The organism is Actinoplanes sp. NPDC051851, from assembly GCF_040681165.1.
Lineage (GTDB): Bacteria > Actinomycetota > Actinomycetes > Mycobacteriales > Micromonosporaceae > Actinoplanes.
Genome location: NZ_JBFAYF010000030.1, coordinates 58,558 through 83,547 on the forward strand (window position 1 = coordinate 58,558; position 24,990 = coordinate 83,547).

Consider the following 24,990-nt stretch of genomic DNA (forward strand, 5'->3'; position numbering starts at 1 on the left):
TCCGCCATGTCCACCGCCACCAAGACGTTCGCCTACACCGCGCTGGACTCCGCCGGGAAGAAGTCCAAGGGGACGATCGAGGCCCCGAACGAGGCGGCCGCCACCCACATGCTGCGGCAGCGCGGCGAGGTTCCGCTCGGCCTCACCGAGGCGGGCCACGGCCTGCAGCGCGAGGTCAGGATCCCCGGCCTGAACAACCGGGTCAAGCTCAAGGACCTCGCGATCTTCTCCCGGCAGTTCGCCACGATGACCTCGTCCGGCATGTCGCTGCTGCGCTCGCTCGCGATCCTGGAGGAGCAGAGCTCGGCACCGGCGCTGAAGAAGGCGATCGGCGAGGTCCGGACCGACGTCTCGGCGGGCGCCGGGCTCTCCGCCTCGATGGCGAAGCACGACCGGATCTTCCCGCGCCTGATGATCGCCATGGTCCGGGCCGGCGAGGCGGGCGGCATGATCGACCAGGCGCTGGAGCAGATCGCGCAGAGCCTGGAGAAGGACAGCGCGCTCCGCGGCAAGATCAAGAGCGCGATGACCTACCCGGCGATCGTGCTCGGCTTCACCTTCCTGATGATCGCGGGCGTCCTGATCTGGATCGTCCCGATCTTCGAGTCGATGTTCAAGAGTCTCGGTGGCGAGCTTCCGGCGATCACCCAGGCACTGGTCACCGCGAGCCACAACATGGGCTGGGCCGGTCCGCTGATCATCGGCATCGGCCTCACCACGACGATCGTGTACAAACGCCAGCTGCGGTCCAGCGCGGACTTCCGGCTCCGGGTCGACCGGGTGAAGCTGCGGATGCCGGTCTTCGGGACCCTCTTCCGCAAACTCGCGATGGCCCGCTTCTCCCGCAACCTGGGCCTGCTGCTCAACGTCGGTGTGCCGGTGATGCAGGCACTCACCGTCGTCGGCGAGACCACCGGCAACGAGGTCATCAATGTCGCCATGAAGGACGTGCAGGCCACCGTGCGGGACGGCCAGCCGATGTCCACCGCACTGCGCAACCATTCGATCTTCCCGGAGATGGTCACTCAGATGATCGAAGTCGGGGAAGAAAGCGGTCAGATCAGTCAGATGCTGGACAAGGTTGCCGACTTCTATGACAGAGAGGTCGACGAGGCCGCGGAGTCCCTGACCGCGTCGATCGAACCGATCATGGTGCTCGTGATGGGCGGCGTGGTCGGCGGCATGGTGGTCTGTCTCTACCTGCCGATGTTCACCATCTACCAGAACATTCAGACAAGCTGACCCGCTCCCCGACGCGGTCGGCCGCACCATCCCGGGCGCTTCTGCCCAGCCCCACCGCCCCACTCCACCCGCCCACCTGGAGGCACCCCGAATGCAGGACATCATCGGCCGGCTGAACGCGAAGAAGGCAGAACTCGACGAGAAGAGGGGCGACGAGGGCTTCACGCTCATCGAGCTCCTGGTCGTCGTGGTCATCATCGGCGTCCTGGTCGCGATCGCCGTGCCGGTCTACCTGAACTACCGCCAGGGTGCGGCCGACAAGTCGGCACAGTCCGACGTCCGCGGCGCCATCAGCGCGGTCGAGCAGTTCTACACCAGCAACGGCAACACGTACCCGGCCACCACCTCGGCCGCGGCGGGCGCGACCTCGCTCACCCTGACCGCGATCAGCGGCAGCGCCGGCACCATCACGCTGTCCGACAAGAGCCAGCTCGGCTACGTGTACAACAGCACCGCCGGCACGTACAAGATCTGCGCGAACAACACCGGCGGCAGCGGCAAGTGGTACATCTACGACAGCGCCGTCGGCGGCTCGGTGAAGGCCTCGACCGCCACGCTGACCATCTCCGCCTGCTGATCCACCACCGGCGCCGATCCGGGTGATCCCACCGCGAGCCTGAGAGGACCAGGACCATGCTGCTCGTCATCGTGGCCGTCTTCGGGCTCGCGGTGGGCTCGTTCCTGAACGTGGTGATCCACCGGGTGCCGCGCGGCGAGTCCGTGGTCCACCCGGGGTCGCACTGCCCGGCCTGCGGTCACGCCGTACGCCGGAGGCACAACGTCCCGGTCCTCGGCTGGCTGCTGCTGCGCGGCCGGTGCACCGATTGCGGTGTCCGGATCAGCCTTCGGTACCCGCTGGTCGAGGCCGGCACCGCCGCCCTCTTCGTCGCGGTGGCCGCCCGTTTCGGCTGGTCCTGGGAGCTGCCCGGCTACCTCTATCTCGCCGCCGTCGCGATCGCCCTGGCGCTGATCGACCTGGACGTCATGCGCCTCCCCGACCGGATCGTCCTCCCCTCGTACGCCGTCGCCCTCGCCCTGCTCGTCCCGGTGGCCCTGGTCGACGGCGACCCGGCGGCCCCGGTCCGCGGCCTGATCGCCGCCGTCCTGCTCTGGGTCCTCTACCGGATCCTCGGCTTCTTCCAGATGGGCGGCGGCGACATCAAGCTCGCCCCGCTGCTCGGCTTCTACCTCGGCTGGCTGGGCTGGAGCGCGGTGGCCGTCGGCGCGTTCGCCGGCTTCCTGCTGGGCGGTGTGGCCGGCATGGTCCTGCTCGCCACCCGGCTGGCGACCCGCAAGAGCCGGATCCCGTTCGGGCCGTACATGCTCGCCGGCGCCTTCCTCGCGATCTTCGCGGCGGCGCCGATCAGCACCTGGTACGCACACCTCATCTCGATCTGACCGCAGTCTTCGCCAGGGAGGGGAGCCGATGGCCGGCGCAACACCGATCGGGCTGGACATCGGCTCGTCGTCGATCCGGGCCGTGGAGGTCCGGCGGAACAAGGACGAGTACGTGCTGAGCAACTTCGGTCAGATACCGCTGGCACCGGGCACCGTGCACGGCGGCGTGGTGCAGGACCCGGTCACCGTGACGCACACCCTCAAGCAGCTCTGGGCGGCCAGCCGGTTCGGCACCAAACGGGTCAGTCTCGGCGTCACCAACCCGCAGCTGGTGGTCCGCGAGATGTCGATCGCCAACCTGCCCGCCGGGCAGATGCGCCAGGCGCTGCCCTTCCAGGTCAAGGACGCGCTCCCGCTCGCGGTCGAGCGCTCCCTGCTCGACTTCTACCCCCTTGAGCAGCCCGGCGAGAACCCGACCGTCCGCGGGCTGCTGATCGCCATGCCCAAGGACGCGGTGGTCGCCATGGTCCAGGCCGTGGAGAAGGCCGGCCTGCACGTGACCGGCGTCGACATCGCCTCCTTCGCCCTGCTGCGGGCCGCCTCCCGGCTGGACGCCCAGGTGGAGGCGATCGTCGACATCGGCGCGGACATCACCAGCGTGGTGGTGCACGCGGACGGGGAGCCGCTCTTCGTGCGCACCCTCCCCCGTGGCGGCCTGGAGGTCACCGAGAGCATCGCCACCCGGCTCGGCATCCAGGTCCCCGAGGCCGAGGAGCTCAAGTGCCGGTACGGCCTGCACGGCGACGGCAGCCCGGACAGCGTGGCCGCCCTCGCCGACGCGGTCCGCCCGCTCGCCAGCGAGCTGCGCAGCTCCTTCACCTACCTGGCCTCCGGCGAGCGGCAGAAGCAGGTCACCCGGCTCTCCCTGTGCGGCGGCGGCGCGCTGATGCCCGGTCTCGCCCAGCACCTGCAGGAGCAACTCGGCATCACGGTGATGTACGCGGACAGCGCGGCCCGCCTCCGGGAGACCCGCAAGGCCCGGGAACGGGGCTTCGACAGTTTCGTACCCTCGGCGGCGGTCTCGATCGGTCTGACCCTGGGAGCCCTCCGATGACGACCGCCCTGATGCCCCTGGACCCGTCGGCCTCCCCGCAGCAGGCGTCCCGGGTCCTCACCATCCGCGCCAACCTGCTCCCGCAGGAGATCATCGACAGCCGGCGCGCCCGGCTCACCCGTACCTTCGTGCTGCTCGCGGTCTTCGTGGTGCTCCTGCTCAACGGCTTCTGGTACTGGCACGTCAGCGTCCAGGCGAGCGACGCCGAGGAGGAGTTCAACCAGATCGCCAAGCAGGTCGCGGCGGTCAACAACCAGCGGAACACGTACCAGGAGCTGAACAGCACCAAGAACAAGAACAAGGTGTACGCCCAGCAGCTCAAGACGCTGACCGCGGACGACCTCTCCTGGCAGAACCTGCTCGACCTGATCCGGGACACCGGCACCGCCGCCGAGGTCACCGTGGAGCAGATCAGCGGCGGCCTGCTCGACGCGACCAGCACCGCCACCAGCTCGGACCAGGTCGGCTCGCTCACCATCACCGGCTCCGCGCCGGACAAGAAATCGGTCGCCGACTACGTCAACAAGCTCGCCTCGCTGACGTACGTCGCCGACCCGTTCGTCACCAACGTGACGCAGCAGGAGGACGAGGACGGCGTCACCTTCTCGCTGACCGCCAGCATCACCGACAAGGCGCTCTGCGGCCGCTACAACGGCACCACCTGCAAGTCCGGAGGCAAGTGATGAGCACCCGCCGCATCGACCGGATCTGGCTCATCGGCGGCCTCGCCCTGATCGCGGTGATCGTGGTGACCGCCTGGTTCCTGCCGATCAGCAGCGCCCGGGCGGACCGCGACGACTGGCAGACCCAGGCCGAGGACGCCACCACCCAGCTGGCGACCCTCCGCAGCACGCTCGCCGAGCTGAAGAAGGACAACGAGAACCTCACGACGTACCAGGCACAGCTGGAGACGTACCAGGAGGCCCTGCCGAGCACCAACGACATCCCGTCGTTCCTGAGCCAGCTGCAGAGCATGGGCACCAAGCTGGACATCGACGTCAAGATCTACAGCGCGTCGACGCCGACCGACTCGGAGACCCTGAGCACCGCCCAGGAGCTGCCGATCACCCTCAACGCGACCGGCGACGTGGACAAGCTCAGCACCTTCGTCAAGCAGCTGCAGAACAGTCAGCCGCGGGCGGTGCTGATCCAGACCGCGGTGCTGAGCACCGACACGACGGCCGGCGCCGAGTTGGCCCTGACCCTGGTCGTCTTCATCACCAAGAGCAGCACCACCACGGTCACCACGCAGTGATCACCCCTGGAGAAGGCGGGCCACCGCGTCCAGGGCCGTGCGGCGGACCGTGAACCGCGAGACACCCCACCGGCTCTCCAGGTCGGCCAGCTTGGCGCGGACCTCACTCTCCGTTCCGGCTATGGCGTACGGGCACAGCACCAGGTCGTCCACGCCCGCCCCGTCGATCTCGTCCGCCCACGCCGCATAGCTGGCCCCCGCGTCCTCGGTGATCTCGAAGCGCTGGACCAGCGCCTCCAGCGGGACGCCGCCGCTCAGCTCGACCTGGGCGTCCACCTCGGCGACCCGCCATCGGGCGGTGTGCCCGTGCCCGTCCTCCAGGGTGCGCCCCAGGCCGGTCAGCCCGATCATGTCCGCGTTCTTCGCCGCCCACCGCAGCAGCCGGGTGTTGCCGCCGCCGAAGAGCAGCGGCACCCGCTCCTGGACCGGCCGGGGCTTCGTCAACCCCTCCCCGCCGAGCATCCGCACGGTCGCCTCGGTCACCGCGATGAAGTGGTCCACCCGCCCGCGGACGTCCGGCCGGACCCGCCCGACCGCCGCCCACTCGGCCGGGGTGTGCCCGGCGCCGATCCCGAGCACCGCGCGCCCGCCGGAGACCACGTCCAGCGTGGCGACGTCCGAGGCGATGTGGATCGGCTCCCGCACCCCGGCGTTCACCACGTACGACCCCAGCCGCAGCGTCGAGGTGACGGCGGCGGCCGCGGCGAGCGCCACGAACGGCGACGCGCAGGTTCCCGGATGGTCGGGCACGTAGAGCGTGTCGAACCCGGCGGCCTCGACCCGGCGGGCCAGGCCGGCCCAGTCGGCGGCGTCGTCGGGCTGGGCGGCGAGCGAGAAGACGGTCATGGCCCGATGCTTCCGGCCGGGCGGCCCCGGCGTCGAGCCGTTCTGCGGACGGCAGACGGCAACCGAACGGCAACCCGGAATGCCTGGGCCGCCCGGCCGCATCGCCGATCGTGCGGTCGACCCCGGAAACACGTGGTCACCCGGAGGAGGAGGGCCCCGACGATGAACCAGAACCTGATCCTGATCGCCGACGACGACAGCGATGTCCGCGACATGCTGTCGCTCACCCTGGAGGCGGCCGGTTACCGTGCCGTCGGCGCCAAGGACGGCAACACCGCGGCCCGCATCCTCACCGTCGCCCAACCGGTCGGCATGATCACCGACGTCCGGATGCCCGCGATGAACGGCATGGAGCTCTGCCAGCTCGCCCGCCGCAACCCCACCATCCGCGACATGGCCATCCTGATGGTCTCCGGCAACAGCCACGCCTACGACGTCGACGCGGGCCTGGTCGCCGGCGCCGACGGCTACCTCTCCAAGCCTCTCTCCCCGCGCGCCCTCGTCGCCGAACTGCAGACCCTGATCAGCCGCCGCCACCTCGGGGACTTCTGAGCCCCCGGCTCCCGGGCGCCGCCACGCCCGGGAGCCGGCCGGGGCCTACTCCGCCACGGAGAACTCGTAGTACGTGTGCTCCACGCCGCCGTCCGCCCGCGTCGCGTACACGTCCACCCCGTAGTAGCCGGCGTGATCCGGCGTCCAGGTGATGGTGGCCGTCCCGTCCGCCCCGGCCGGCACCGAGACCGGGGTGTCGATGATGTCGAACGAGTACTCGTACGAGTCGACCTCGGTCCACCCGAGGGGCGGGGTGAAGGTGAAGGTCCCCGGCACCCCGGCCCCGCCGAACGACCCCTGCTCCTGCGGCAGGTAGACGTCCGACGTCACGCCCGGCCCGGTGGCGATGTCCAGGTAGTGGTCGTAGCTCGCCTCGGTGGAGACGAAGCCGCTCGCGCTGTGGCTGCGCACCCGCAGGTGAGTCCAGGTCGTGCTCGTCGTGGTCCAGCGGTAGGCCGCCGTACCGTCCGCCTCGGCCGGGATCGTCTCGGTGCCGCCGTCGTCGGCCTTCACCTCGTACTCGGTCACCCCGGTCACCCCGGCCGCCGGGGCGAGCCGCACCTCGATCGGCTCGTTCCATCGCGGATCCCCGTTGGTCACCGTGATGGTGGGGTCCGAGTCCGGCACGACGATGACGGTGGTCACCTCGGCCGACACGTTCCCGGCCGCGTCCACCGACCGGACGTAGAACCGGGAGCCCTCCGGGGTCAGCCGGACCGTCGCGGTCCCGCCCGGCACGTCCGCCCGTACCCGGCCGGCGTAACCGAACGGATCCGGGCAGACCAGCTGCCCGTACTCACCCGAGTAGGCACAGGCGCTACCGCCGGTACCGGTCCAGGAGTACGCGAAACCGGCCACGTCCGGATCTCCCTCACCGGAGAGCGTGAAGCCGGCGAGTTCGCCCACCGGGGCGGTGACGTCGGCGGACGTGGGATAGGTCAGCGAGGTCACCGTGGGAGCCGACGGTTCGGCGTCGTCCCAGGTGAAGTGACACACCGGCGACCACGCCGAGTTCTCGGTGCCGTCGTTCGCCCGGGCCTGCCAGGCGTAGGTGCCGCCGCTGACCAGATCGGTGCCCGGCACGGTGACCGCCCCGATCCGGCCGGAGGCGGTGTTCGTCGCGGTGTACGTCGTCCGCGCCTCCGGATCACCGATCGGCCACACCGCATAGTCGGTGGAGAGCCGGTCCCCGTCGGCGTCGAGGACGCGCGCCTGGAGCAGGGTCGACCAGATCGTCGGGTACGGCGCCTGCTGAGCACACGCGAACCCGCCGTTGACCAGCACCTCGTCATCGACCGCGGGTGCCGTGTCGTACTCCATGGAGAACGTGAGGCCGTCGAACCAGTAGACGCTCCGGAAGTATCCCGGGTCGGCCTCCACGTCGACCCGGACCCGGATCTCGAAGGTGATCGACTGCTCGCCGTCCGCGGTCGCGTCGGCCAGGGCGTCGCTCACGTCGTAGGTGTAGGCCGCCGGACAGGTGGCGCCGGTGTCGGCCGAGCCGAGCAGCCCGGTCTCGGCGGGCGCGTCCGCCCAGGTCGGCGTCGCGTCGACGGCCGTGGTCCGCCACAACTCGGTGGCCTGATCGGCGCAGTCGCCGACGCCCTTCTCCTGAACGCGGAGCGTGCCGCCGTAGACCTCACGGCCGGCGAAGGCGGACAGGTCGTAGGTCGCGTACACCCTGGTGGTGTGGGTGACGCCGGCGTCGTCGGTCCAGGTCCCGATCGGCAGGTTCGCCGATCCGGACGCGTCGTGGGCCTGATCCGGCGCGGCCGCGTCGGTCCAGCCGATCTGCACGGACGGCGGTGATTCGTAGGAGACGGTGGCGGCGGCCGGGGCCCCTCCCCCGATGACGGCCACCGTGCTGGCGACCAGCGCCAGTACGGATCCCCCGATGAGGCCTGTTTTCACCCGGTTCTTCCTCCGAGACGGGCCGGGCACGGCACCCGGCGACCCGCCAACTCAACCTGGCGAATATTCAGAGTCGTAAGTGGATTCCGATCATCGGAACGCCGGTCGCCGCCGCGGCGGAGCCTGGGAAATCACTTAAATGATCATTAAATGACAAGACGGACGAAGCGTTCGCGAGCTTCAATCGCCGGGCACCGCCCGTACGCGAAAGAAGTCACTCACCGTGAGATCTCGCACCGCCTTGACCATCGGCGCGGTCGCGGCCCTCGTCGCCGGCATGCCCGCGCCGGCGCAGGCGGCGACGGTGCGGCGACGCGTCGCGGTGGTGATGCTGAACTTCACCGACAGTCCGCTGAAGGATGCGGAGGCCACCCGCGAACGGGCGGCCGAGGACTACTTCGGCATGAACGGATCACTGGCCGCCTACTACGAGCGGATGTCCGGCGGGACCTACCACGTGGTGCCGGCCGTGGACGAGAAGGTGATCGGCCCGGTCGAGATGCCGATCGCGGCGGCCTGCGACACCTCGGCGATGACCGCTACGGCCCAGGCGGCGCTGAGCGAGCGGGGATTGACTCGCGACCAGGGGTACGACGCCCTCTCGATGATCTTCAACAACGATCGGGCACGGTGCACGTGGGCGGGTCTCGGCTCACTGCCCGGCCCGTACACCTGGCTGACCGACGGCATCTCGGTGGGCGGCGTGATCCACGAGTTCGGCCACAACGTCGGCCTCACCCACCAGATGCGACTCCGCTGCACCGACGGCGACCTGCACGATTGCACCGAGGACGGCACGAGCCACAAGACGCCGATGGGCGGTGGCGGCGCCGCGCAGGGCCTCAGCGCCCCCGAGATGATCCACACCGGCTGGCTGCCCACCCGCCAGGTCACCACGGTCCGCACCTCGGCGACGTACCGGCTCCGCCCCCTGCACGCCGACGGCGACAGGGGCCCTCGCGCCCTGGTGATCCCGATGGGCGATGACCGATTAGTCCTGGAGTACCGCCACCACACCGGCACCCTGGACCCACGCGTCGAGGGCGTGCACGCCTACCGGGTCCCCGGCACGTCCTACAACAAGGCAGCCCTGATCGACCTCACCCCGACCGACGCCGAGTCCGATAACGACGCCCCACCCGACTCCGACGCCGTCACCACGCTCTCCGACACCTCTTCAAAGATCAACATCCGCGTCCTCTCGTACGCCCACAGCCAGGCCACCGTCTCGATCTCCTTCGACGCGGCCCCCTCGCCGTCCCCGCCACTCCCCGCACCCACCTCGGCGTCACCGTCCACACCCCCTGCGGCACCCCGGCCCACCGCGCCACGCCCGTCGGACTCCTCCACCCCGGCGACGGTCACGGCCGCTCCGGTCGCCGCCACCACGCCCGAGAGCCACGGTTCCCCACCCCCCGCCCTCGTCGCCGCCACCCTCGCCGCCACCGCCGTCCTCGCCGGCGCGATCCTCCCCCTCCTGCTGATCGCCCGCCGCCGCACCCGCCGCAGAAAGGACGAGGGCGACCCCGGTCCCCAGACCCGGATCGCCCCTCGCTGACCACTTCGTCCTACCGCGCTTCCTTCAGCGCCGCTTCCTTCAGCGCCGCTTCCTTCAGCGCCGCTTCCTTCAGCGCCGCTTCCTTCAGCGCCGCTCCCTCAACGCCGCTCCCTCAACGCCGCTCTTTTCAGCGGCGCGGGCCGTAGTGCGGTCCGCGGCCGGGACCGTGATCCGGGCCGTGGCCGGGACCAGGGCCGTGGCCGTGATCCGGGCCCGGACCGTGACCGAACGGTCCGGGCCCGTGACCCGGCCCCGGACCCCACGGCCCACGGCGGTCGCGGTGCACCTCCAGCGCCCAGAAGCCGTGCCGGGAGCCATGGCGCACGAAATCGCAGTCGTACCAGTCCCAGTCGTGCGCCGACTGACCGCGGTGCCCGCTCTTCTCACAGTCCCGCGGAGACCGGAAGTACCCCGCGATCCGCCCGTCGTCCCGCGGGTGCCCCTGCACCGCCTTCGGCCTCGGCGACTTGGCCGCCACACCGCCCTGCGAGTCGGCCGCCAGCGCCGGTCCGCTCCCGACCGCCATCCCGGCGAGCAGGCCCATCCCGGCCACCGTCACCAGTCGCATCGCCCTGTCCATGCCTCTCCTTCTCCTCATCGGCGATCGCCTCGCCGCCCATTCAGAGAAACACAACAAGACCCCACATATGCCACCAAAACGCCATCAATCGCCCACAAGATCGACGACCGAACGGCCAATCCCCTTTCAGCGTTTTAGTCAGAGAATTCTGGATAAATGACTCTATTTCTCCCCAGAACCCCCGTCGACGTGCGGAAATCCCTCTCGATCCATACTCGACGACGACCTCGCAGCACCGCGGCGCCCGGCCGATGCAGGGGGTTCGGTCGCGCCGCCTGCCGACAATCCCACGCTCCCGCGATGGACAACCGCATGGGAATTCAGTGCCGCAGCGAACCCGGGACGCCACGCGCACACGAACGGCGCGGAAGCGGCCTCACGCGCACGAACGGCACGGAAGCGGCCTTCACGCGCACACAAACGGCACGGAAGCGCCCCTCACGCGCACACGAACGGCGCGGGAGGGGCGCTGGGCGCACGCAATCAACCGCGAGAAGGGGCGGCAGGTGTTCACGATTCGCGATCGTGCACTCGCGCAGCCGCCATAGGGGTGCCAGATCGACTCGATCAACGATCGGGGACTCTCGCCGCCCCGGCCAGCCATGATCGTGAACTCTGACCGCCTGCGCTGCCCCCGCTTGCCGATCGAAGATCACGAACCCATGGCCCGCACCGGCCATTCCAGCACCCGGGCCGCCATGGCCCACCAGCACGCGAGCCGAGACCGAGACCAAACGATCACGGCAGCTCTGGACTCGTTGATCATCGAGGCTCGGAAGCACACCCGAGCAGCGATCTGGCACGGATCTGGCATGAACGCAGAACGCCCGGACCGAAGTCCGGGCGTTTCTCAAGGGTGGAGCTGAGGGGACTCGAACCCCTGACCCCCACACTGCCAGTGTGGTGCGCTACCAGCTGCGCCACAGCCCCTTGCCGTTGTCCCCGGCGTCTCCCCCGGGCACGCTGGAAATACTACACACCCCGAAGCGTCCCCTCGAAGCACCCCCTCAGTTCAGCGAGACGTCCGGGGGGAAGTGGGCGACCGCGGCCAGGATGTCGCCCTGGCGCCGCAGCACCATCGCCCACAGGTCGTCCGGGCGTTCCACGAACGGGTCGCCCGGGAGCGCGTCGAAGACGAACCACGAGCCCGAGGCGATCTCCTCCTCCAGCTGGCCCGCGGACCAGCCCGAGTACCCCGCGAAGACACGGATGCCCGCGACGTTCTCCCGCATCCGGTCCGGGTCGGCGGAGAGGTCGAGGGTGCCGAGCGCGCCGGAGACCGGATGAAAACCGGTCACCCGCTTCTTCACCTCGGGTCGGGTACGCGCCAGGCAGATGGCCGACTCGGGCTGCACCGGGCCGCCCTCGAAGAGCACCGCCGGGTCGCCGGCCAGCTCGCCCCAGTTCCCGAGGACCTCGGCGACCGGGACCTCGGTCGCCCGATTGAGGACGACGCCGAGGGCACCGCCGGGCTCATGGGCGACCAGCAGGACGACCGTACGATCGAAATTAGGGTCTTTGAGGGTGGGCGTGGCAACGAGAAGCTGACCGGTCATGGACTCCATCGACCGGCCTCCGATCCGCTGCCCCTCACCGAACACGGGATGCCTGCCGCCCGTTCGACGTGAACGCCATGTCAGCACATTAGCTTGCGTTTCCGGCCACGGATAAGGTCTGTTCATGAACCCTCCACCCACGGCAGCGGAGATCGGCGTCATCGGCGGATCGGGGCTGTACGCGCTTCTCGACGGCGCCACCGAGCACGAGGTCACCACCCCGTACGGTGCACCCTCCGACAAGATCACCATCGCTACCGTGGCCGGGCGCCGGGTGGCCTTCCTGCCCCGGCACGGCCGGGACCACCGGTTTCCGCCGCACAAGATCCCGTACCGGGCCAACATCTGGGCGCTGCGCTCCCTCGGCGTACGCCAGATCGTCGCACCGTGCGCGGTCGGCGGCCTGCGCCCGGAGCTCGGACCGGGCACCTTCGTCGTCCCGGACCAGCTGATCGATCGGACCAGCGGGCGGGTGCAGACCTTCTACGACGAGGGCGCCGTGCACGTCTCGTTCGCGGATCCGTACTGCCCCTCCGGTCGCGCCGCGGTCCTGGAATCCGCCGCCCGGGTGAACGCGGTCGACGGCGGCACCATGGTGGTCGTCGAGGGCCCGCGCTTCTCGAGCCGCGCCGAGTCCCGCTGGTTCTCCTCGATCGGCGGCACGATCGTGAACATGACCGGTCACCCGGAGGCCGTGCTCGCCCGGGAGCTGGCGGTCTGCTACACCGCGATCGCGCTGGTCACCGACCTGGACGCCGGGGTCGAGGGCGACCACGGCGTGACCATGGAGGAGGTCTTCCAGGTCTTCGCCGAGAACACCGAGCGCCTCCGCGACGTCCTGCTCGACGCGGTCACCAGGCTCCCCACCGAGCGCACCTGCCCCTGCAGGGACACCCTGGCGGGGATCAAGCTGCCGATCGAGCTCCCGTAAGACGCGTCACGCTCCGTTGACCTCAACCCCACTTGAGGTCTTAGCGTCCTTCTCGTACCCCCGAGCAGCGAGGACGGCCCGTGATCAGCGACATCGACACCGACCTCGGCGATCAGCTCAAGGCCGCGTTCCGCCGCTACCCCACCGGCGTCGCGGTGATCTCCGCGAATGGTCCCGCGGGCCCGGCCGGGCTCACCGCCTCCAGCGTCGCCTCGGTCTCGGTGGCACCCCCGGCACTCTCGTTCTCGCTGCTCAGCACGGCGTCGGCGCGCGCGGTCCTGGACGCGCCCACCTTCGTCGTCAACCTGCTCGGCCCGGACGACGCCGATCTGGCCCGCGATTTCGCCCACTCCAGCGGCCCACGTTTCACCCCCGAGCAGGGCTGGGGCACCCTGCCGACCGGCGAGCCCTTCCTGCCCGCCGCCCTGGCCTCCCTGCGCTGCTCCGCGATGCACCGCCTGCCGGTCGGCGACGCCACCGTGATCGTCGGCGCCGTGCTCGGCGTCCACCTCGGGTCCGCCTCGGGCCACCTGATTCACCACAACCGCCGTTTCCTCCCTTTTCACCAAACCCCTTCTCCGGTACGTCCGGAGCCCGGCGCCGCGTGATCACCTTCTCCGCACGCGCGACGCCCAGCGCCGCGTGATCACCTTCCCCGCACGCGCGACGCCCGGCGTCGTGTGATCAACGCGACATCGCGGTGGCGCCGGTGAACATTCGCGTCATCCGGAACCGTCTCCCCTTTCGAGCGCCGCCGATGTCTCGCCCTTTCCGCGCGTCCCGGTTACCCTTCCTCCGGCCCGTGGATCGGCCCGTCCCCGGCGCCCGGCCGTCCCGGACTCCCGTCCGCGGCGGTGCCGTCGTGGCGATACGAGGGGGTTGGCCCGGTGATTCGGTTCTGGAGCAAGTTCGGCGTGCGCACCGCGTCCGTCGCCCTGCTCGCCACCGGCCTGGCCGGCGGCGTCTACCTGGGCCAGCACCGCGACACCCGCCTGCAGCACGAGGCGTCCGCGAGCGTCGTCGAGGCCGACGCCGCCGAGATCACCCTGCTGAAGGACCGCCAGAACGCGCACGCCGCCGCCCGCGCCTCCCGCGCCCAGGCCGAGCTCAACGCCGCCGGCAAGGCCGCCACCGCCGCGAAGGCCGCGAACGCCACCGCGAAGGACCTGAACGCCGCCGTCACCGCGAAGAAGAAGGCCGCCCAGGCCGCGGCGGCCGGCCCGGTCGCCTACGCCGGCCCCATCCCGTCCTCCTGCAACGAGTACTCCGGCAGCCGCCAGATCGGCTGCGCCCTCCTCCTCGACGCGGGTTTCGCCCTCTCCGAGTTCCCCTGCCTGAACAGCCTCTTCAACAAGGAGTCCGGCTGGAACTACCGGGCGACGAACCGCAGCTCCGGCGCGTACGGCATCCCCCAGGCCCTCCCCGGCAGCAAGATGTCCTCGGCCGGCGCCGACTGGAAGACCAGCCCGGCCACCCAGATCAAGTGGGGCCTGGGCTACATCAAGGACCGCTACGACACCCCGTGCAAGGCCTGGTCCCACTCCGAGTCCGTCGGCTCCTACTGACCGCATCAACCTTTTCTTCAGGAACGCGACCACTTCGGAGCAGACGGCGCGGCAGCGCCGCGGGTGCCCCCTACAGCGGGAACGACACCGCCAGCCCCATCCTGTCGCCGATGGCCGAGGCGAGAAACGAAAACGGCGGCACCATCGGTGCCGCCGTTTCGGGTGAACCCTCTCCCGCTCTCGCGGGTTCGGGTAACCCCCAACTGGTGGAGGTGCCGGGAATCGAACCCGGGTCCTTCGTCGCTTTGTCAGGGCTTCTCCGAGCGCAGCTCACTATGCCTCTACTCGGCCCTCCGAATCACGTGAGCGAGATCGGATGACGGGCCCAGCCACAATTAATCTCGCCGCACGCCCCCCGTGACCGGGAACGATTGGCCAGCCTTCTAGCTGATGCCGACAGACTGGGTCGAAGGCGACCCCAGGTCGACAGACTTGCTACTTACCTCAGGCGGCAAGAGCGAAGTCAGCGCGGGAGTTATCCTTGGCGCTTATAAGTTTCCGACGACCGATTCTCGAGACGACGTCGGCTTCCTCGGCTCGCTTCACCTGTCTCCACAAACAAAGTCGAAACCAGTCACCCCCTGGACATGTGGTACAGCCCGGCAATCTTATCGCACCCGGCAGGTACCGCCACCAACCGTACAGCCGGTGGGCTTGACCTCGTTGTTCGTGCTCTTGCCGGACTGGAATCCTACGGTGACGCTACGGCCCGCCGCCAGCGAGTTTCCGTGCAGTGTCACCGTGTTGCCGCTCGCGCTCACCGACGCGTTCCACGACCCGCGCAGGCTGATGCCCGAGCCCGACGGATAGGTCAGGGTGATCGTGAAGTCGTGCGCCTCACTGCCGTTGTTGGTCACTCCCAGCGAGGCGATGAAGCCGTCGCGCCAGGAGGCGCTGTTCGAGTAGGAGACCGACAGGTCGGCGGGGGCCTGGGTGGTCGGTGACGCCGCCGGCTTGGTGGGCTTCTTGCTCGTCTTCTCCGGTACGGGCGAGGAGGAGGTCTTCTTCGGGGTGGGCGACGCGGTAGCCGTCTTCGAGGCCGGCGCGGTGGTGGTGGCCACGGTTGCCGTCGCCGTCGCCGTCGCCGAGGCGGAGGCCGACGGCGAGGGCGACGCGCTGGGCACCGCGGAGAACAACGGCACCGCGGTGGCCTCCTGCGCCTGCAGGTCCGCCGAGGGCTCGATCAGCGTGGGCCCCTCACCGGCCTCGGCGGGACCGCCTGCCTGGATCGCGACCCACGCGACCAGGGCTACCAGGATGGCCGCCGCGCCGCCCAGGATGCCCCGGGCGATGATGTACTGGCGGTCCGGGACGTGCTTGGACAACGGCCGGTCTCCCTCGTGCAAGAGTCGGGCAGCGGAGCGGTTGATCAGAAGCAGCGGGGCAGGTTACCCCGTCAGCCCATGCCTTTGGCACGACGGCCCACGGCGCGGTTGATCTCGCGCTTCGCGTCCCGTTCGGCCATGTCCTGGCGCTTGTCGTACGCCTTCTTACCTTTGGCGACGCCGATCTCGACCTTGGCGTACCCGTTCTCGAAATAGACCGAGAGCGGAACCAGGGTGACGCCGTCGTCGCGCAGCTTGCCCATCATTTTGTGGATCTCTTCGCGGTGCAGCAGCAGTTTGCGCACCCGGCGCGGCTCATGGTTGGTCCACGTGCCCTGCGTGTACTCCGGGATGTGCATGCCGTGCAGGAAGATCTCCCCGCCGTTCGCGTGGCCGAACGCGTCGACCAGCGACGCGCGGCCGGCCCGCAGCGACTTGACCTCGGTCCCGGTGAGCACCATGCCGGCCTCGTACGTGTCGAGGATGGCGTAGTCGTGGCGAGCCTTGCGGTTGGAGGCGACGAGCTTGCGCCCCTGTTCGCGTGGCATACCGCAGACCCCCTGACGCTCGACCGGCGGGCTGACGCTCGACCGGCGGCAAATACTAACAAAGACAGTGCGGCAGATAGTTCAGCGGATTTCGCGGCGTACCGGCGAAACGCGTCTCGAAGTGCAGGTGCGCGCCGGTCGACGCGCCCGTACTGCCGACCCGACCGATGACCTCGCCCCGGTGAACATACTCACCGACGTGAACATAGATCCGCGACTGGTGACCGTAGCAGGTCGAGAAGCTGGTGCCCATCAGCTGTCCGTGGTTGATGCAGGTGTAGTTGCCGTACCCGCCCGCCCAGCCGGCCTGGATCACCCGGCCCTGCGCGGCGGCCCGGATCGGGGTGCCGGACCCGGCCGCGAAGTCGGTGCCCGCGTGCAGCTGCCAGACGCCGTAGTACGGGTCGTACCGGTTGCCGAAGTTGCTGCTCTTCCAGCCGTGTACGGGCATGGTGAGCAGTCCGCCCGCGTACCGGCCGGTGTACCCGGAGCGGGTCTCCCAGCCGCGCATGCTGGCCCGGATCCGCCGTTCCGCGACCACGGCGGCCTGGTACTGGGCCAGCACGGTGGCGCGCTGGGCCCGCGCGGCACTGAGGGCGGCCTGCCGGGCCAGGACCAGCCGGTAGACGTCCCGGCTGGCGCGTACCGCGGAGTTCTGGGCGGCCTGCGCCTCGCGCAACCGGGCGGCGGCGTCGGCCGCGGCGGCCTCCGCGGCACGCTTCGCGGCGCCGGCCCGGTCCTGGGCGATCCGGGCGTCCCGGCGGGCGGCGATCAGCGTACGGATGTCGGTGTTCTCCCGGCGGACCGCCTCGTCGACGAGCTGCATCCGGTCCAGGAGGTCGGCCGGCCCGGTCGCCGAGACCAGCACGTTCAGCCGGGAGAAGGAACTGCCCATGTAGCTGGCGGCGGCGATCTCGTCGACCCGGTCGCGTGCCCCGGCGACCCGCTTCGCGGCGGCCTCGTAATCCACGGCGACCGACGCGTACGCCTGCCGCGACTGCTCCGCCCGCTGGGCGGCGGTGTTCGCCTGCACCCGGGTGGCGATGACCACGCCCCGGGTGGTGGCCACCCGGCGCTGCGCGACCGGCAGCGCGGCCGTGGCGATCTCGAGTCGCTGGGCGGCGGCCCGGGCACCGGCGCCGGCGCTCTCCAGCAAAGCCTCGGCACGGCGGACGGCCCGGTTCGCCCGGGCCGCGTCATCCCCGCGGTCGGCCGCGGCCGGCACGGCGGGCATCACCGGCACCACCAGCACCGGGCCGGCGACGCCGAGCGCGCAGAGCAATGCGGTCAACAGAGCGCTATGTCGGTGAAACACCACGAGGAGTCACCGTACTCCGACTAATCGCCTGGATTGCCGTAAACCGCCCGAAGGCCGTGACCCCGGACGGGTCACGGCCTTCGGAGGAAAGGTCTTGTGTGGGCGTCAGACCTTGCGGTAAAGCGCTAGACCTTGAGGTAGAAGCGCAGGGTCACCCAGGCCGTCACGGCACTGACCAGGGAACCGACGCCGGCGAGCAGCGGCAGCATCAGCCACACGTTGCCGTTCGGGATGGGCGTCAGGATCGTGGTCAGGGCCTGCAGCTTGTTGTCCAGCAGGACGACCTTGCCGATGAAGAGCGCGATGAAGCCGAGGAGTGAGCCGACCACACCGGCGACCACCGCTTCCAGCACGAACGGCGCCTGGATGAACCAGTTGGACGCACCGACCAGCTTCATGACCGCGACTTCTCGCCGCTTGCTGTACGCGGCGACCTGGATGGTGTTACCGACCAGCAGCAACGCGGCGAAGGCCATCACCGCCGCCACGACGAGCGACATCACCTGGATCGAGTTGAAGATCTTGAAGACCTTCTCGAGCAGCGTACGTTGATCGATGATCTGGCGTACGCCCTCCAGGCCCTGCACCCCGTCGGCGAACTGGGCGTACTTCTCCGGGTCCTTCAACTTCACCCGGTACGACTCGGGCAGGCTGTCCGCGCTGATCGAGTTGATGAAGTCGGGCGAGTCCTGCCAGAGAACCTTGAAGCGCTCGAAGGCGTCTTCCTTGCTCTCGTAGGTCTTCGACTTGACCAGATCACTACCGTCGATCGCCTGCTCGACCGCAGCCCGCTGCGCGTCGGTGACGTCGTCGTTCAGGAAGATCGAAACCTCGATCTCGCCGTAGTAGAAGGTCTTCATACGGTCGACCTGCATGTACATCAGCACGCTGGCGCCCAGCATGGTCAACGAGACCGACATGGTGATGATCATGGCGACCGTCATCGTGACGTTTCGCCACAGGCCCACCAGGACCTCGTTGAGGACGTACTTCACGCGCATCGGGGGGATCCTTCCGGGACTCCGCGTGGTGCTGTTTCAGCGTTCGACATGTGGGCGGAGCCGGTCTCAGCCGTAGACACCGCGGGCCTGGTCACGGACGATCCGTCCGCTCTCGATCTCGATGACCCGGCGCCGCATCTGGTTAACGATGTTGGAGTCGTGCGTGACCATGACGACGGTGGTGCCGGTCCGGTTGATCCGGTCCAGCAGCCGCATGATCTCGATCGAGGTGTCCGGGTCGAGGTTACCGGTCGGCTCGTCGGCCAGCAGGATCAGCGGCCGGTTCACGAAGGCACGGGCCACCGCGACACGCTGCTGCTCACCACCCGAGAGCTCGTGGGGGTACCGGTGCTCCTTACCGCCGAGGCCGACCAGCTCGAGAACCTCGGGAACGACGCGCCGGGCGACCGCCTTGGTCTTGCCGATCACCTCGAGGGCGAACGCGACGTTCTCGTACGCGGTGCGGTTGGGCAGCAGGCGGAAGTCCTGGAAGACGCAGCCGATCGAGCGCCGGAACTGCGGGATCTTCCACGACCGGAGAGAGGTCACGTCCTTGGCGTTCACCACCACCTTGCCACGGGTCGGTGCGACCTCGTGGAGGAGCAGCTTGATGATCGTCGACTTGCCGGAACCGGAGGGGCCGATGAAGAAGACGAACTCACCCTTCTCGATCCCGACGCTGACATTGTCCAACGACGGCCGAGACGCCTTCGGATACGTCTTCGTCACGTTCTCGAGCTGAATCACGGGATGGGAGTCTACGCGGTGTAACGAATTCGCCAACCCCAGCGGGGTCGGGAATCTTCACCACCAGCGGCAACGGCCCAACCACCCCGGCCCTGCCTGACCGAGCGTTCAGGCAGGGTCACACAGCGTGCCGATCAACGTCAGGCCACGATCTGATTCTGCTTCCGCCACCGGATGCCGGCCTCGATGAAGTCGTCCACCTCGCCGTCGAAGACCGACGTCGGGTTACCCGTCTCGTACTCGGTGCGCAGATCCTTCACCATTTGGTACGGGTGCAGGACGTACGAACGCATCTGGTCGCCCCACGAACCGGTGGTGTCCTGCTTCAGACCGGCCATCTTGGCCTGCTCCTCCTGGCGGATACGCTCCAACAGGCGGGCCTGGAGAACACGCATAGCGGACGCCTTGTTCTGCAGCTGGGACTTCTCGTTCTGACACGTGACGACGATGCCGGTCGGAATGTGCGTCAGCCGCACCGCCGAGTCGGTCGTGTTGACGCTCTGCCCACCCGGGCCGGACGAGCGGTAGACGTCGACCTTGAGCTCGTTCTCCGGGATCTCGATGTGGTCGGTCTGCTCCACGACCGGCATCACCTCGACACCGGCGAAGCTGGTCTGCCGGCGGCCCTGGTTGTCGAACGGGCTGATCCGCACCAGGCGGTGGGTGCCCGACTCCACGCTGAGCGTGCCGTACGCATAAGGGACCTTGACCGTGAAGGTGGCGGACTTGAGCCCGGCCTCCTCGGCATAGGAGGTGTCGTAGACCTCGGTCGGGTAACCGTGCCGCTCCGCCCAGCGCAGGTACATCCGCATCAGCATCTCGGCGAAGTCCGCGGCGTCCACGCCACCGGCGCCGGCCCGGATCGCGACCAGCGCCTCGCGGGCGTCGTACTCACCGGAGAGAAGGGTGCGGACCTCCATCTCCTCGATCGCCTTGGTCAGGGTGGCGAGCTCGTCGCCGACCTCGGCGACCGAGCCGTCGTCCCCCTCCGCCTCGGCGAGCTCCAGCAACACCTCGGCGTCGTCGAGACGGGACCGCAGGCGCTCCAGCTTGGAGATCTCACCCGCCACGTACGACAGGCGGCTGTTGACCTCCTGCGCACGCGCCTGGTCGTCCCAGAGATCCGGGGCGGAGGCCTGCTCCTCGAGGTCAGCCTTGTCGCGGCGCAGCTTGTCGACGTCCAGGACGTTCTCGATGTTGCGGAGGGTGGCGTCGAGCGCTTTGAGTTGCTCGGGGAAGTCGGCAGCGGTCACGACACTCAAGACTACGCCGCCCGGCCAGAATGCTGGCCGGGCAGGTCGGATGTCATCCCCTCGTCGTCATTCCCCGGGCACGGCCTTCAGCCACGTCAGCGCCGCCTTGTGATAGGCGACGGCGAACTCGAGCGCCGCGGCGCCGTACGGATCCCCGTTCTTCTTGGCCTCCTTGGCCTGCTCCTTCGCCATGGCGAGAGCTTCCGCGTGGTACTGGTTGGCGGTGGTATAGAGAGTCTGCAGCTGATCGCCGCTGTGTTGTTGACCGAAAGCGACCCGGAGAGCTATCGGGTTGCGCAGGGCATCCCGGCCCGGGTTCTCGGCGAGCCACCGGCTGAAGGCGCGCTTGCCCGCGGCGGTGATGGCATAGGGCTGACTGGATCGTGGACCCGGCTTGCCGAGGCGTACATACCCCATTTCGGCCAGTACGGGCAATTCGCGGTAAACCTGGCTCCGCGTCATCGACCAGTAGGGCCCGAGGCGGCGTTCGGCAGCCGCCATGAGCTGTCCGCCGGTCATCGGCCCCTCGTGAAGCAGGCCGAGCAAGGCGGCAGCCGTGGGATTGATTTGGAAGTCGGGCATGCCTTCTACGCTGCCACTTTGTCGCTCCGCCGTCTAGGATTTCGCACGATCCGTCCAGTTTGCGCCTCCACAAACGACTGTCCCGCACAGACAGTCCGACGACGAGGGTGCTAACTCGGCGTTTTGCCCGCCGACCGCGTGTTGAACAGGTAAAATGGAACACCTATTCGGTCAGACAGGCAGGGCGAGGCAGGAACCTGGCATAAGCGGACTTACCGCCGTGCATATTCCGACATAAAGCCCCAACCGTCTCAGTCCATCTAAGGATGGCACCGAGGACGGCCGGTCGGGGTGCCGCAGGTTCGCCCATTACCCTGGCCCCATGACCGACCCCCAGGGCGCGCCGGAACGCAACGAGGCCACCCCGCTCACCGTGATCCTGCTGGCGGCGGCCGCTCTGGCCTGGACAGCCGCGATGCTCTGGTCGGCACGGGCCACCATCACCGGCCGCGCGGACGCCGAGATGGAGGTCACCTCCACGGCGTACGCCCTGCCCGGCGCGGTCACGGCGGACCTGGTGGCGGGCGCCGCGGTGGCCCTGCTGGCGCTCACCCTGATCGGCCGCCTCCGGGCGCTCGGCCCGACCGTCCGGTTCGCCGTGGCCACCGGCGCCGGGCTGCTCACCGGCCTGGTCAGCGCGATCCCGATGGTCACGATCAACACGTCCGGCACGATCTACGCGGTCCTCGGCGGCACCGTCGCGGCGGCGGCCACCATCGGCGGCGCGGTGGCCGGCTTCCGGATCCCCCAGGTCGTCGCGGCGACCGGGGCGGCGGCGCTCGCGGTCTTCCTGATCGGCTTCGTCCTCAACCTGTTCCAGTCGCCGATCCTCACCGCGTTCGGCGCCGGGGACACCGAGTCGTCGGTCAACGCGGCCCAGTGGTTCAGCTACAGCCAGGCGGCGCTCAGCGGCCTGGCGGCCGGGTTGCTCGCGTACGCGATCGTCCGGCGGGCGCGCTTCCGCAACACGGACGGCGCCGACCTGCGCTGGCCGATGTACGCACTCGCGGGCGCGGGCCCCGGCCTGCTCGTGATGATCGGCGAGGTGCTGACCCGTACGGCCGGGTCGCAGATCCTGGAACTGGCCGGCAAGGTCAGCGAGCTGGAGCAGTCGGTCCAGCAGACGCTGAGCACGTCGCGGCTCAACAACGCGATGATCGTGCTCTTCGTGGGCGCGATCACGACGATCATCGCGGTCGGACGGACGCTCTCCTCCCCCGACGACGAGGACGAGGACGGCCTCGCCGAGGACGCCACGACGGCGTCCAGCACCGCGCCGGAATCCAGCACCGCATCGGAATCCGGCGCTGCGCCGGAATCCAGCGCTGCGCCGGCGGACGACGACTCGCCGGCGGACGGCACCTCGCCGGACGCTGTCGCCGGCTCCGCCTCGTCCGGTCCTCTCGCCGCGCCTTCCTCCCCGGTCTCCGCCGCAGACGCCTCCGCCGAGGCCGACGCCTCCGCGGACACCTCCGCCTCCGCTCCTGCCGACATTTCGGATTCGTCGGACACTTCGGAAACCTCGGGTGTCGAGCCCACCCCCGCAGGCAAGCGGGCCTGAGTCCGAATCAGATCAGTTCGTCGAGTTCGGAGACCGCGTACCACTCCAGCTCGTGATCCTCGGCGCCGTCGACGGTGAACTGGGCGTCCGGGTCACCGGCCAGCGCCTCCTCGACCACGCCGGCGGCGGCCTCGACGGACTCCATCGCCTCGGTGCCGTCCACGTGGATGCTGGCGATCTCCTTGAGCAGCACCGCCTGGGGCACCTTGACGGTGCTGGAGCCCAGCTCCACGTCCTCTCGGATCAGGCTCGCGGCCGGCACGTCGGCCGAGATCACCACCCGGCGACGGGGCGCCGCGGTGTCGTGTCGCAGCAGTTGCAGGGCGGCCTGGGCGGCACGGGTGAAGGCAACGTACTCCAGCTCCTCCTCGTCGCCCTCCGCATACCACTCGCGCAGCGCGGGCGTGACCGCGTGGGCGACCGTCGGCCCGTCGCCGAGCTGCCCCGCGGCCTGCAGGGCCGCGAGCATCGGCACGGTGGCCGGCACATAGACCCGGACCAGCTCGGTGATCGGCACGTTCTCCTCCAGCTTCGCCATCCCGGTCAGTACACCGCCACCACGGCCCGGGGAAGGCCCATTCCACCAGGCGTCTCCGGATCGTGGACGACCGCCCCGTGTCCAGCACGCCTTCCGGGTCAAACGATGGCAAACTCAGGCTGACGCAGTCGACGAGGGTGGAGGCCGGTGTGGAAGGCAGGTTCCTGCTGCTGTCGGACGTGGCGACCGAGCTCAACGTCTCCGACTCTCAGGTCTACCACATGGTCCGCAGCGGCGAGCTCCCGGCCATCAAGATCGGCGGCCGTGGTCAGTGGCGCGTCGAGCGCGCCAAGCTGGAGGAATACATCCAGCAGAAGTACGCCGAGACCGCCGCCTGGGTCCAGGACAACCCGCTCACCGACCGCGAACCGGAATGACCGGCGAGCCCTTTTTGGGCCTCTTCCCGGATCGGTGGAGGGCCGTTGCCGGGGCCGTGGCAGTGGAGGACGATGAGGCTATCGAAGGCAAACGGAGGCAAACGTAAGGATTGGCGGTGCGAGATGCGCTCGACGCCCGAGACGGCCCACGCCGGCTCCCGGCCCGCGGTCCACCTGCGCCCGGTCCCCCGATCGGAACCCCCGTTCGACGACGAGCTGGAACGCCCCGCGTGGGAGTCCGCTCCCCAGCTGGCCCTGTCCTGGCCCACGACGCCACACCGCCGGCCCCACCCGCACCCCGCCCAGCGCCAAGGCCCGCCCCCGGCCTTCTCCCCACCCGACCTCGCCCACCCACCCAGCGCCCCCAGCGACCCGCTCCCCGTCCACCCACCGACGTCCGCGCCCGCCATCACCCCTGCCGAGCACATCCGCCCGCCCACCGCCGGCCCACCCGAACTGATCGCCCCGCCCGACCGCTCGCATCCACCGGCCACACCGCCCACCCAGACCGAGCCGCCCACCCAGACCGAGCCGCCTGCTCAAACCCAGCCGCCCGCTCAAACCCAGCCGCCCGCTCAGACCGAGCCGCCTGCTCAGACCGTGCCGACTCCGAGGGCCACGACCTCCGCTCCTGTCGCCGTCGCCAGCGGGCCAGCGTGCCGGTCTACGGGGCCGCCGATCGTCGTGGGGGCTTCCGGGGATGCGAAGCTCGCGCTCCGGCGATTCATCCACATCTGCGTGGAGGTGCTCAACGGGTATCGGCCACCGGCTCATCTGCGGGCTCTGGCGTTACCGCGGATCGCCGGCGATGTGGTCGCGCAGGGGGTGGCCGGGGCGCAACGGGTGGCTGAACTCCGGACGGCGCACCGGTCCGGTGCCCGGCGGAACGCCACCCGGCGACCGGCACCGGTCGCGGTGCTGAAGCTCCAGCTCTGCGAACCGCGGCCCGGAGCACTCGAAGCGGCGGTCGCCCTGGTCACCGGGGAGCGGACGTGGGCCATGGCGCTACGGCTGGAACTCCACGACCAGACCTGGTGCGTCACCGTCCTCCGGCTGATCTAGGAGCGGCCCCACCGGCGCATCCGTCCGCAGCTGATCCAGGAACCACGCAGACCCCACGACGGTGAGACCCCCGGGGCGCCCGGTGAGCGACACAGGCGGCGGGCGTTCCGGGGCACAGGGACCAAAAAAGAGGCCGGGACGCGGAAGCCGGAGCGCCGAGGGCCGGGACACGGAAGCCAGAGAGCCAGGGACCGGGACACGGAAGCCAGAGAGCCAGGGGCCGGAGGGGA

General features: G+C 69.6%; 26 protein-coding genes, 1 tRNA gene and 1 other RNA gene. 14 read left to right on the forward strand and 14 right to left on the reverse strand.

Annotation, left to right across the window (positions count from 1 at the left end):
* Positions 1-6: 6 nt before the first annotated feature.
* From AB0M08_RS26490 to pilO, 6 genes are all read left to right on the forward strand, one after another.
* Positions 7-1,242: a type II secretion system F family protein gene (locus AB0M08_RS26490; protein ID WP_364498452.1), complete on the forward strand. Its 1,236-nt coding sequence runs from the start codon at positions 7-9 to the stop codon at positions 1,240-1,242.
* Positions 1,243-1,333: 91 nt separating this feature from the next.
* On the forward strand, positions 1,334-1,819 hold the full coding sequence (locus AB0M08_RS26495) for a prepilin-type N-terminal cleavage/methylation domain-containing protein (protein WP_364498453.1): 486 nt from the start codon (positions 1,334-1,336) through the stop codon (positions 1,817-1,819).
* A gap of 56 nt (positions 1,820-1,875) precedes the next feature.
* On the forward strand, positions 1,876-2,640 hold the full coding sequence (locus AB0M08_RS26500) for a prepilin peptidase (RefSeq protein ID WP_364498455.1): 765 nt from the start codon (positions 1,876-1,878) through the stop codon (positions 2,638-2,640).
* Between the two features lie 28 nt (positions 2,641-2,668).
* A complete protein-coding gene (gene pilM / locus AB0M08_RS26505) occupies positions 2,669-3,694 on the forward strand; it encodes a type IV pilus assembly protein PilM (RefSeq protein ID WP_364498458.1) in 1,026 nt (341 codons plus the stop codon).
* Complete coding sequence (locus tag AB0M08_RS26510) at positions 3,691-4,377, forward strand: PilN domain-containing protein (protein WP_364498461.1); 687 nt, start codon at positions 3,691-3,693, stop codon at positions 4,375-4,377. Before pilM ends, AB0M08_RS26510 begins: the two co-directional genes overlap by 4 nt.
* A complete protein-coding gene (gene pilO / locus AB0M08_RS26515) occupies positions 4,377-4,949 on the forward strand; it encodes a type 4a pilus biogenesis protein PilO (RefSeq protein ID WP_364498464.1) in 573 nt (190 codons plus the stop codon). The genes AB0M08_RS26510 and pilO overlap by 1 nt, the downstream gene beginning before the upstream one ends.
* Here pilO and AB0M08_RS26520 read toward each other — a convergent pair whose 3' ends face one another.
* Positions 4,950-5,795, reverse strand: coding sequence for an LLM class flavin-dependent oxidoreductase (locus tag AB0M08_RS26520; RefSeq protein ID WP_364498467.1), 846 nt, complete (start codon positions 5,793-5,795; stop codon positions 4,950-4,952).
* 162 nt (positions 5,796-5,957) lie between these two features.
* Here AB0M08_RS26520 and AB0M08_RS26525 point away from each other — a divergent pair, with 162 nt between their 5' ends.
* Positions 5,958-6,347, forward strand: a complete 390-nt coding sequence (locus AB0M08_RS26525) for a response regulator (RefSeq protein WP_364498469.1) — start codon at positions 5,958-5,960, stop codon at positions 6,345-6,347.
* Positions 6,348-6,392: 45 nt separating this feature from the next.
* Here AB0M08_RS26525 and AB0M08_RS26530 read toward each other — a convergent pair whose 3' ends face one another.
* A complete protein-coding gene (locus AB0M08_RS26530; RefSeq protein WP_364498472.1) occupies positions 6,393-8,258 on the reverse strand; it encodes a hypothetical protein in 1,866 nt (621 codons plus the stop codon).
* Between the two features lie 223 nt (positions 8,259-8,481).
* Between AB0M08_RS26530 and AB0M08_RS26535 the strand changes: the two genes are divergently transcribed.
* Positions 8,482-9,816, forward strand: a complete 1,335-nt coding sequence (locus AB0M08_RS26535; RefSeq protein ID WP_364498475.1) for a hypothetical protein — start codon at positions 8,482-8,484, stop codon at positions 9,814-9,816.
* A gap of 127 nt (positions 9,817-9,943) precedes the next feature.
* On the opposite strand, the gene AB0M08_RS26540 is transcribed toward AB0M08_RS26535, so the two are convergent.
* From AB0M08_RS26540 to AB0M08_RS26550, 3 genes are all read right to left on the reverse strand, one after another.
* Complete coding sequence (locus AB0M08_RS26540; RefSeq protein ID WP_364498478.1) at positions 9,944-10,396, reverse strand: hypothetical protein; 453 nt, start codon at positions 10,394-10,396, stop codon at positions 9,944-9,946.
* An 857-nt stretch (positions 10,397-11,253) separates the two neighbouring features.
* A tRNA-Ala gene (locus AB0M08_RS26545) sits at positions 11,254-11,326 on the reverse strand.
* Between the two features lie 77 nt (positions 11,327-11,403).
* On the reverse strand, positions 11,404-11,961 hold the full coding sequence (locus AB0M08_RS26550) for a YqgE/AlgH family protein (RefSeq protein WP_364498480.1): 558 nt from the start codon (positions 11,959-11,961) through the stop codon (positions 11,404-11,406).
* Between the two features lie 115 nt (positions 11,962-12,076).
* Here AB0M08_RS26550 and AB0M08_RS26555 point away from each other — a divergent pair, with 115 nt between their 5' ends.
* The 3 genes from AB0M08_RS26555 to AB0M08_RS26565 all read left to right on the forward strand — a co-directional run bounded on the left by AB0M08_RS26555 (position 12,077) and on the right by AB0M08_RS26565 (position 14,448).
* Positions 12,077-12,883 carry an S-methyl-5'-thioadenosine phosphorylase gene (locus AB0M08_RS26555; RefSeq protein ID WP_364498483.1) on the forward strand — a complete coding sequence of 269 codons (807 nt, stop codon included), beginning with the start codon at positions 12,077-12,079 and terminating at the stop codon, positions 12,881-12,883.
* A gap of 80 nt (positions 12,884-12,963) precedes the next feature.
* The gene (locus AB0M08_RS26560; RefSeq protein ID WP_364498485.1) at positions 12,964-13,491 is read left to right on the forward strand and encodes a flavin reductase family protein; all 528 of its coding nucleotides are present in this window, start codon (positions 12,964-12,966) and stop codon (positions 13,489-13,491) included.
* Positions 13,492-13,770: 279 nt separating this feature from the next.
* Entirely contained in the window at positions 13,771-14,448 is a 678-nt protein-coding gene (locus AB0M08_RS26565) for a lytic transglycosylase domain-containing protein (protein ID WP_364498488.1), read from the forward strand.
* Between the two features lie 204 nt (positions 14,449-14,652).
* Here AB0M08_RS26565 and ssrA read toward each other — a convergent pair.
* The 8 genes from ssrA to AB0M08_RS26605 all read right to left on the reverse strand — a co-directional run bounded on the left by ssrA (position 14,653) and on the right by AB0M08_RS26605 (position 21,222).
* Positions 14,653-15,030, reverse strand: a transfer-messenger RNA (tmRNA) gene (gene ssrA / locus AB0M08_RS26570).
* 26 nt (positions 15,031-15,056) lie between these two features.
* Positions 15,057-15,773, reverse strand: coding sequence for a cellulose binding domain-containing protein (locus AB0M08_RS26575; protein WP_364498490.1), 717 nt, complete (start codon positions 15,771-15,773; stop codon positions 15,057-15,059).
* Positions 15,774-15,844: 71 nt separating this feature from the next.
* Entirely contained in the window at positions 15,845-16,321 is a 477-nt protein-coding gene (gene smpB / locus AB0M08_RS26580; RefSeq protein WP_364498493.1) for an SsrA-binding protein SmpB, read from the reverse strand.
* 55 nt (positions 16,322-16,376) lie between these two features.
* The gene (locus AB0M08_RS26585; RefSeq protein WP_364498496.1) at positions 16,377-17,612 is read right to left on the reverse strand and encodes a M23 family metallopeptidase; all 1,236 of its coding nucleotides are present in this window, start codon (positions 17,610-17,612) and stop codon (positions 16,377-16,379) included.
* Between the two features lie 152 nt (positions 17,613-17,764).
* The gene (gene ftsX, locus AB0M08_RS26590) at positions 17,765-18,640 is read right to left on the reverse strand and encodes a permease-like cell division protein FtsX (RefSeq protein WP_364498499.1); all 876 of its coding nucleotides are present in this window, start codon (positions 18,638-18,640) and stop codon (positions 17,765-17,767) included.
* Between the two features lie 66 nt (positions 18,641-18,706).
* A complete protein-coding gene (gene ftsE, locus AB0M08_RS26595; RefSeq protein WP_364498501.1) occupies positions 18,707-19,387 on the reverse strand; it encodes a cell division ATP-binding protein FtsE in 681 nt (226 codons plus the stop codon).
* Between the two features lie 140 nt (positions 19,388-19,527).
* Positions 19,528-20,640 carry a peptide chain release factor 2 gene (gene prfB / locus AB0M08_RS26600; RefSeq protein ID WP_364498504.1) on the reverse strand — a complete coding sequence of 371 codons (1,113 nt, stop codon included), beginning with the start codon at positions 20,638-20,640 and terminating at the stop codon, positions 19,528-19,530.
* A gap of 66 nt (positions 20,641-20,706) precedes the next feature.
* Positions 20,707-21,222 carry a PadR family transcriptional regulator gene (locus AB0M08_RS26605; RefSeq protein ID WP_364498506.1) on the reverse strand — a complete coding sequence of 172 codons (516 nt, stop codon included), beginning with the start codon at positions 21,220-21,222 and terminating at the stop codon, positions 20,707-20,709.
* Between the two features lie 322 nt (positions 21,223-21,544).
* Between AB0M08_RS26605 and AB0M08_RS26610 the strand changes: the two genes are divergently transcribed.
* Positions 21,545-22,783, forward strand: a complete 1,239-nt coding sequence (locus AB0M08_RS26610) for a hypothetical protein (protein ID WP_364498509.1) — start codon at positions 21,545-21,547, stop codon at positions 22,781-22,783.
* Between the two features lie 7 nt (positions 22,784-22,790).
* Here the strand turns inward: AB0M08_RS26610 and AB0M08_RS26615 are convergent, their stop codons facing one another.
* The gene (locus AB0M08_RS26615) at positions 22,791-23,321 is read right to left on the reverse strand and encodes a hypothetical protein (protein ID WP_364498512.1); all 531 of its coding nucleotides are present in this window, start codon (positions 23,319-23,321) and stop codon (positions 22,791-22,793) included.
* 149 nt (positions 23,322-23,470) lie between these two features.
* Between AB0M08_RS26615 and AB0M08_RS26620 the strand changes: the two genes are divergently transcribed.
* Together AB0M08_RS26620 and AB0M08_RS26625 are read left to right on the forward strand one after the other, a co-directional pair.
* Positions 23,471-23,698 carry a helix-turn-helix domain-containing protein gene (locus AB0M08_RS26620; protein ID WP_364498515.1) on the forward strand — a complete coding sequence of 76 codons (228 nt, stop codon included), beginning with the start codon at positions 23,471-23,473 and terminating at the stop codon, positions 23,696-23,698.
* Positions 23,699-23,821: 123 nt separating this feature from the next.
* On the forward strand, positions 23,822-24,760 hold the full coding sequence (locus tag AB0M08_RS26625) for an Rv3235 family protein (RefSeq protein ID WP_364498518.1): 939 nt from the start codon (positions 23,822-23,824) through the stop codon (positions 24,758-24,760).
* Positions 24,761-24,990 lie beyond the last annotated feature (230 nt).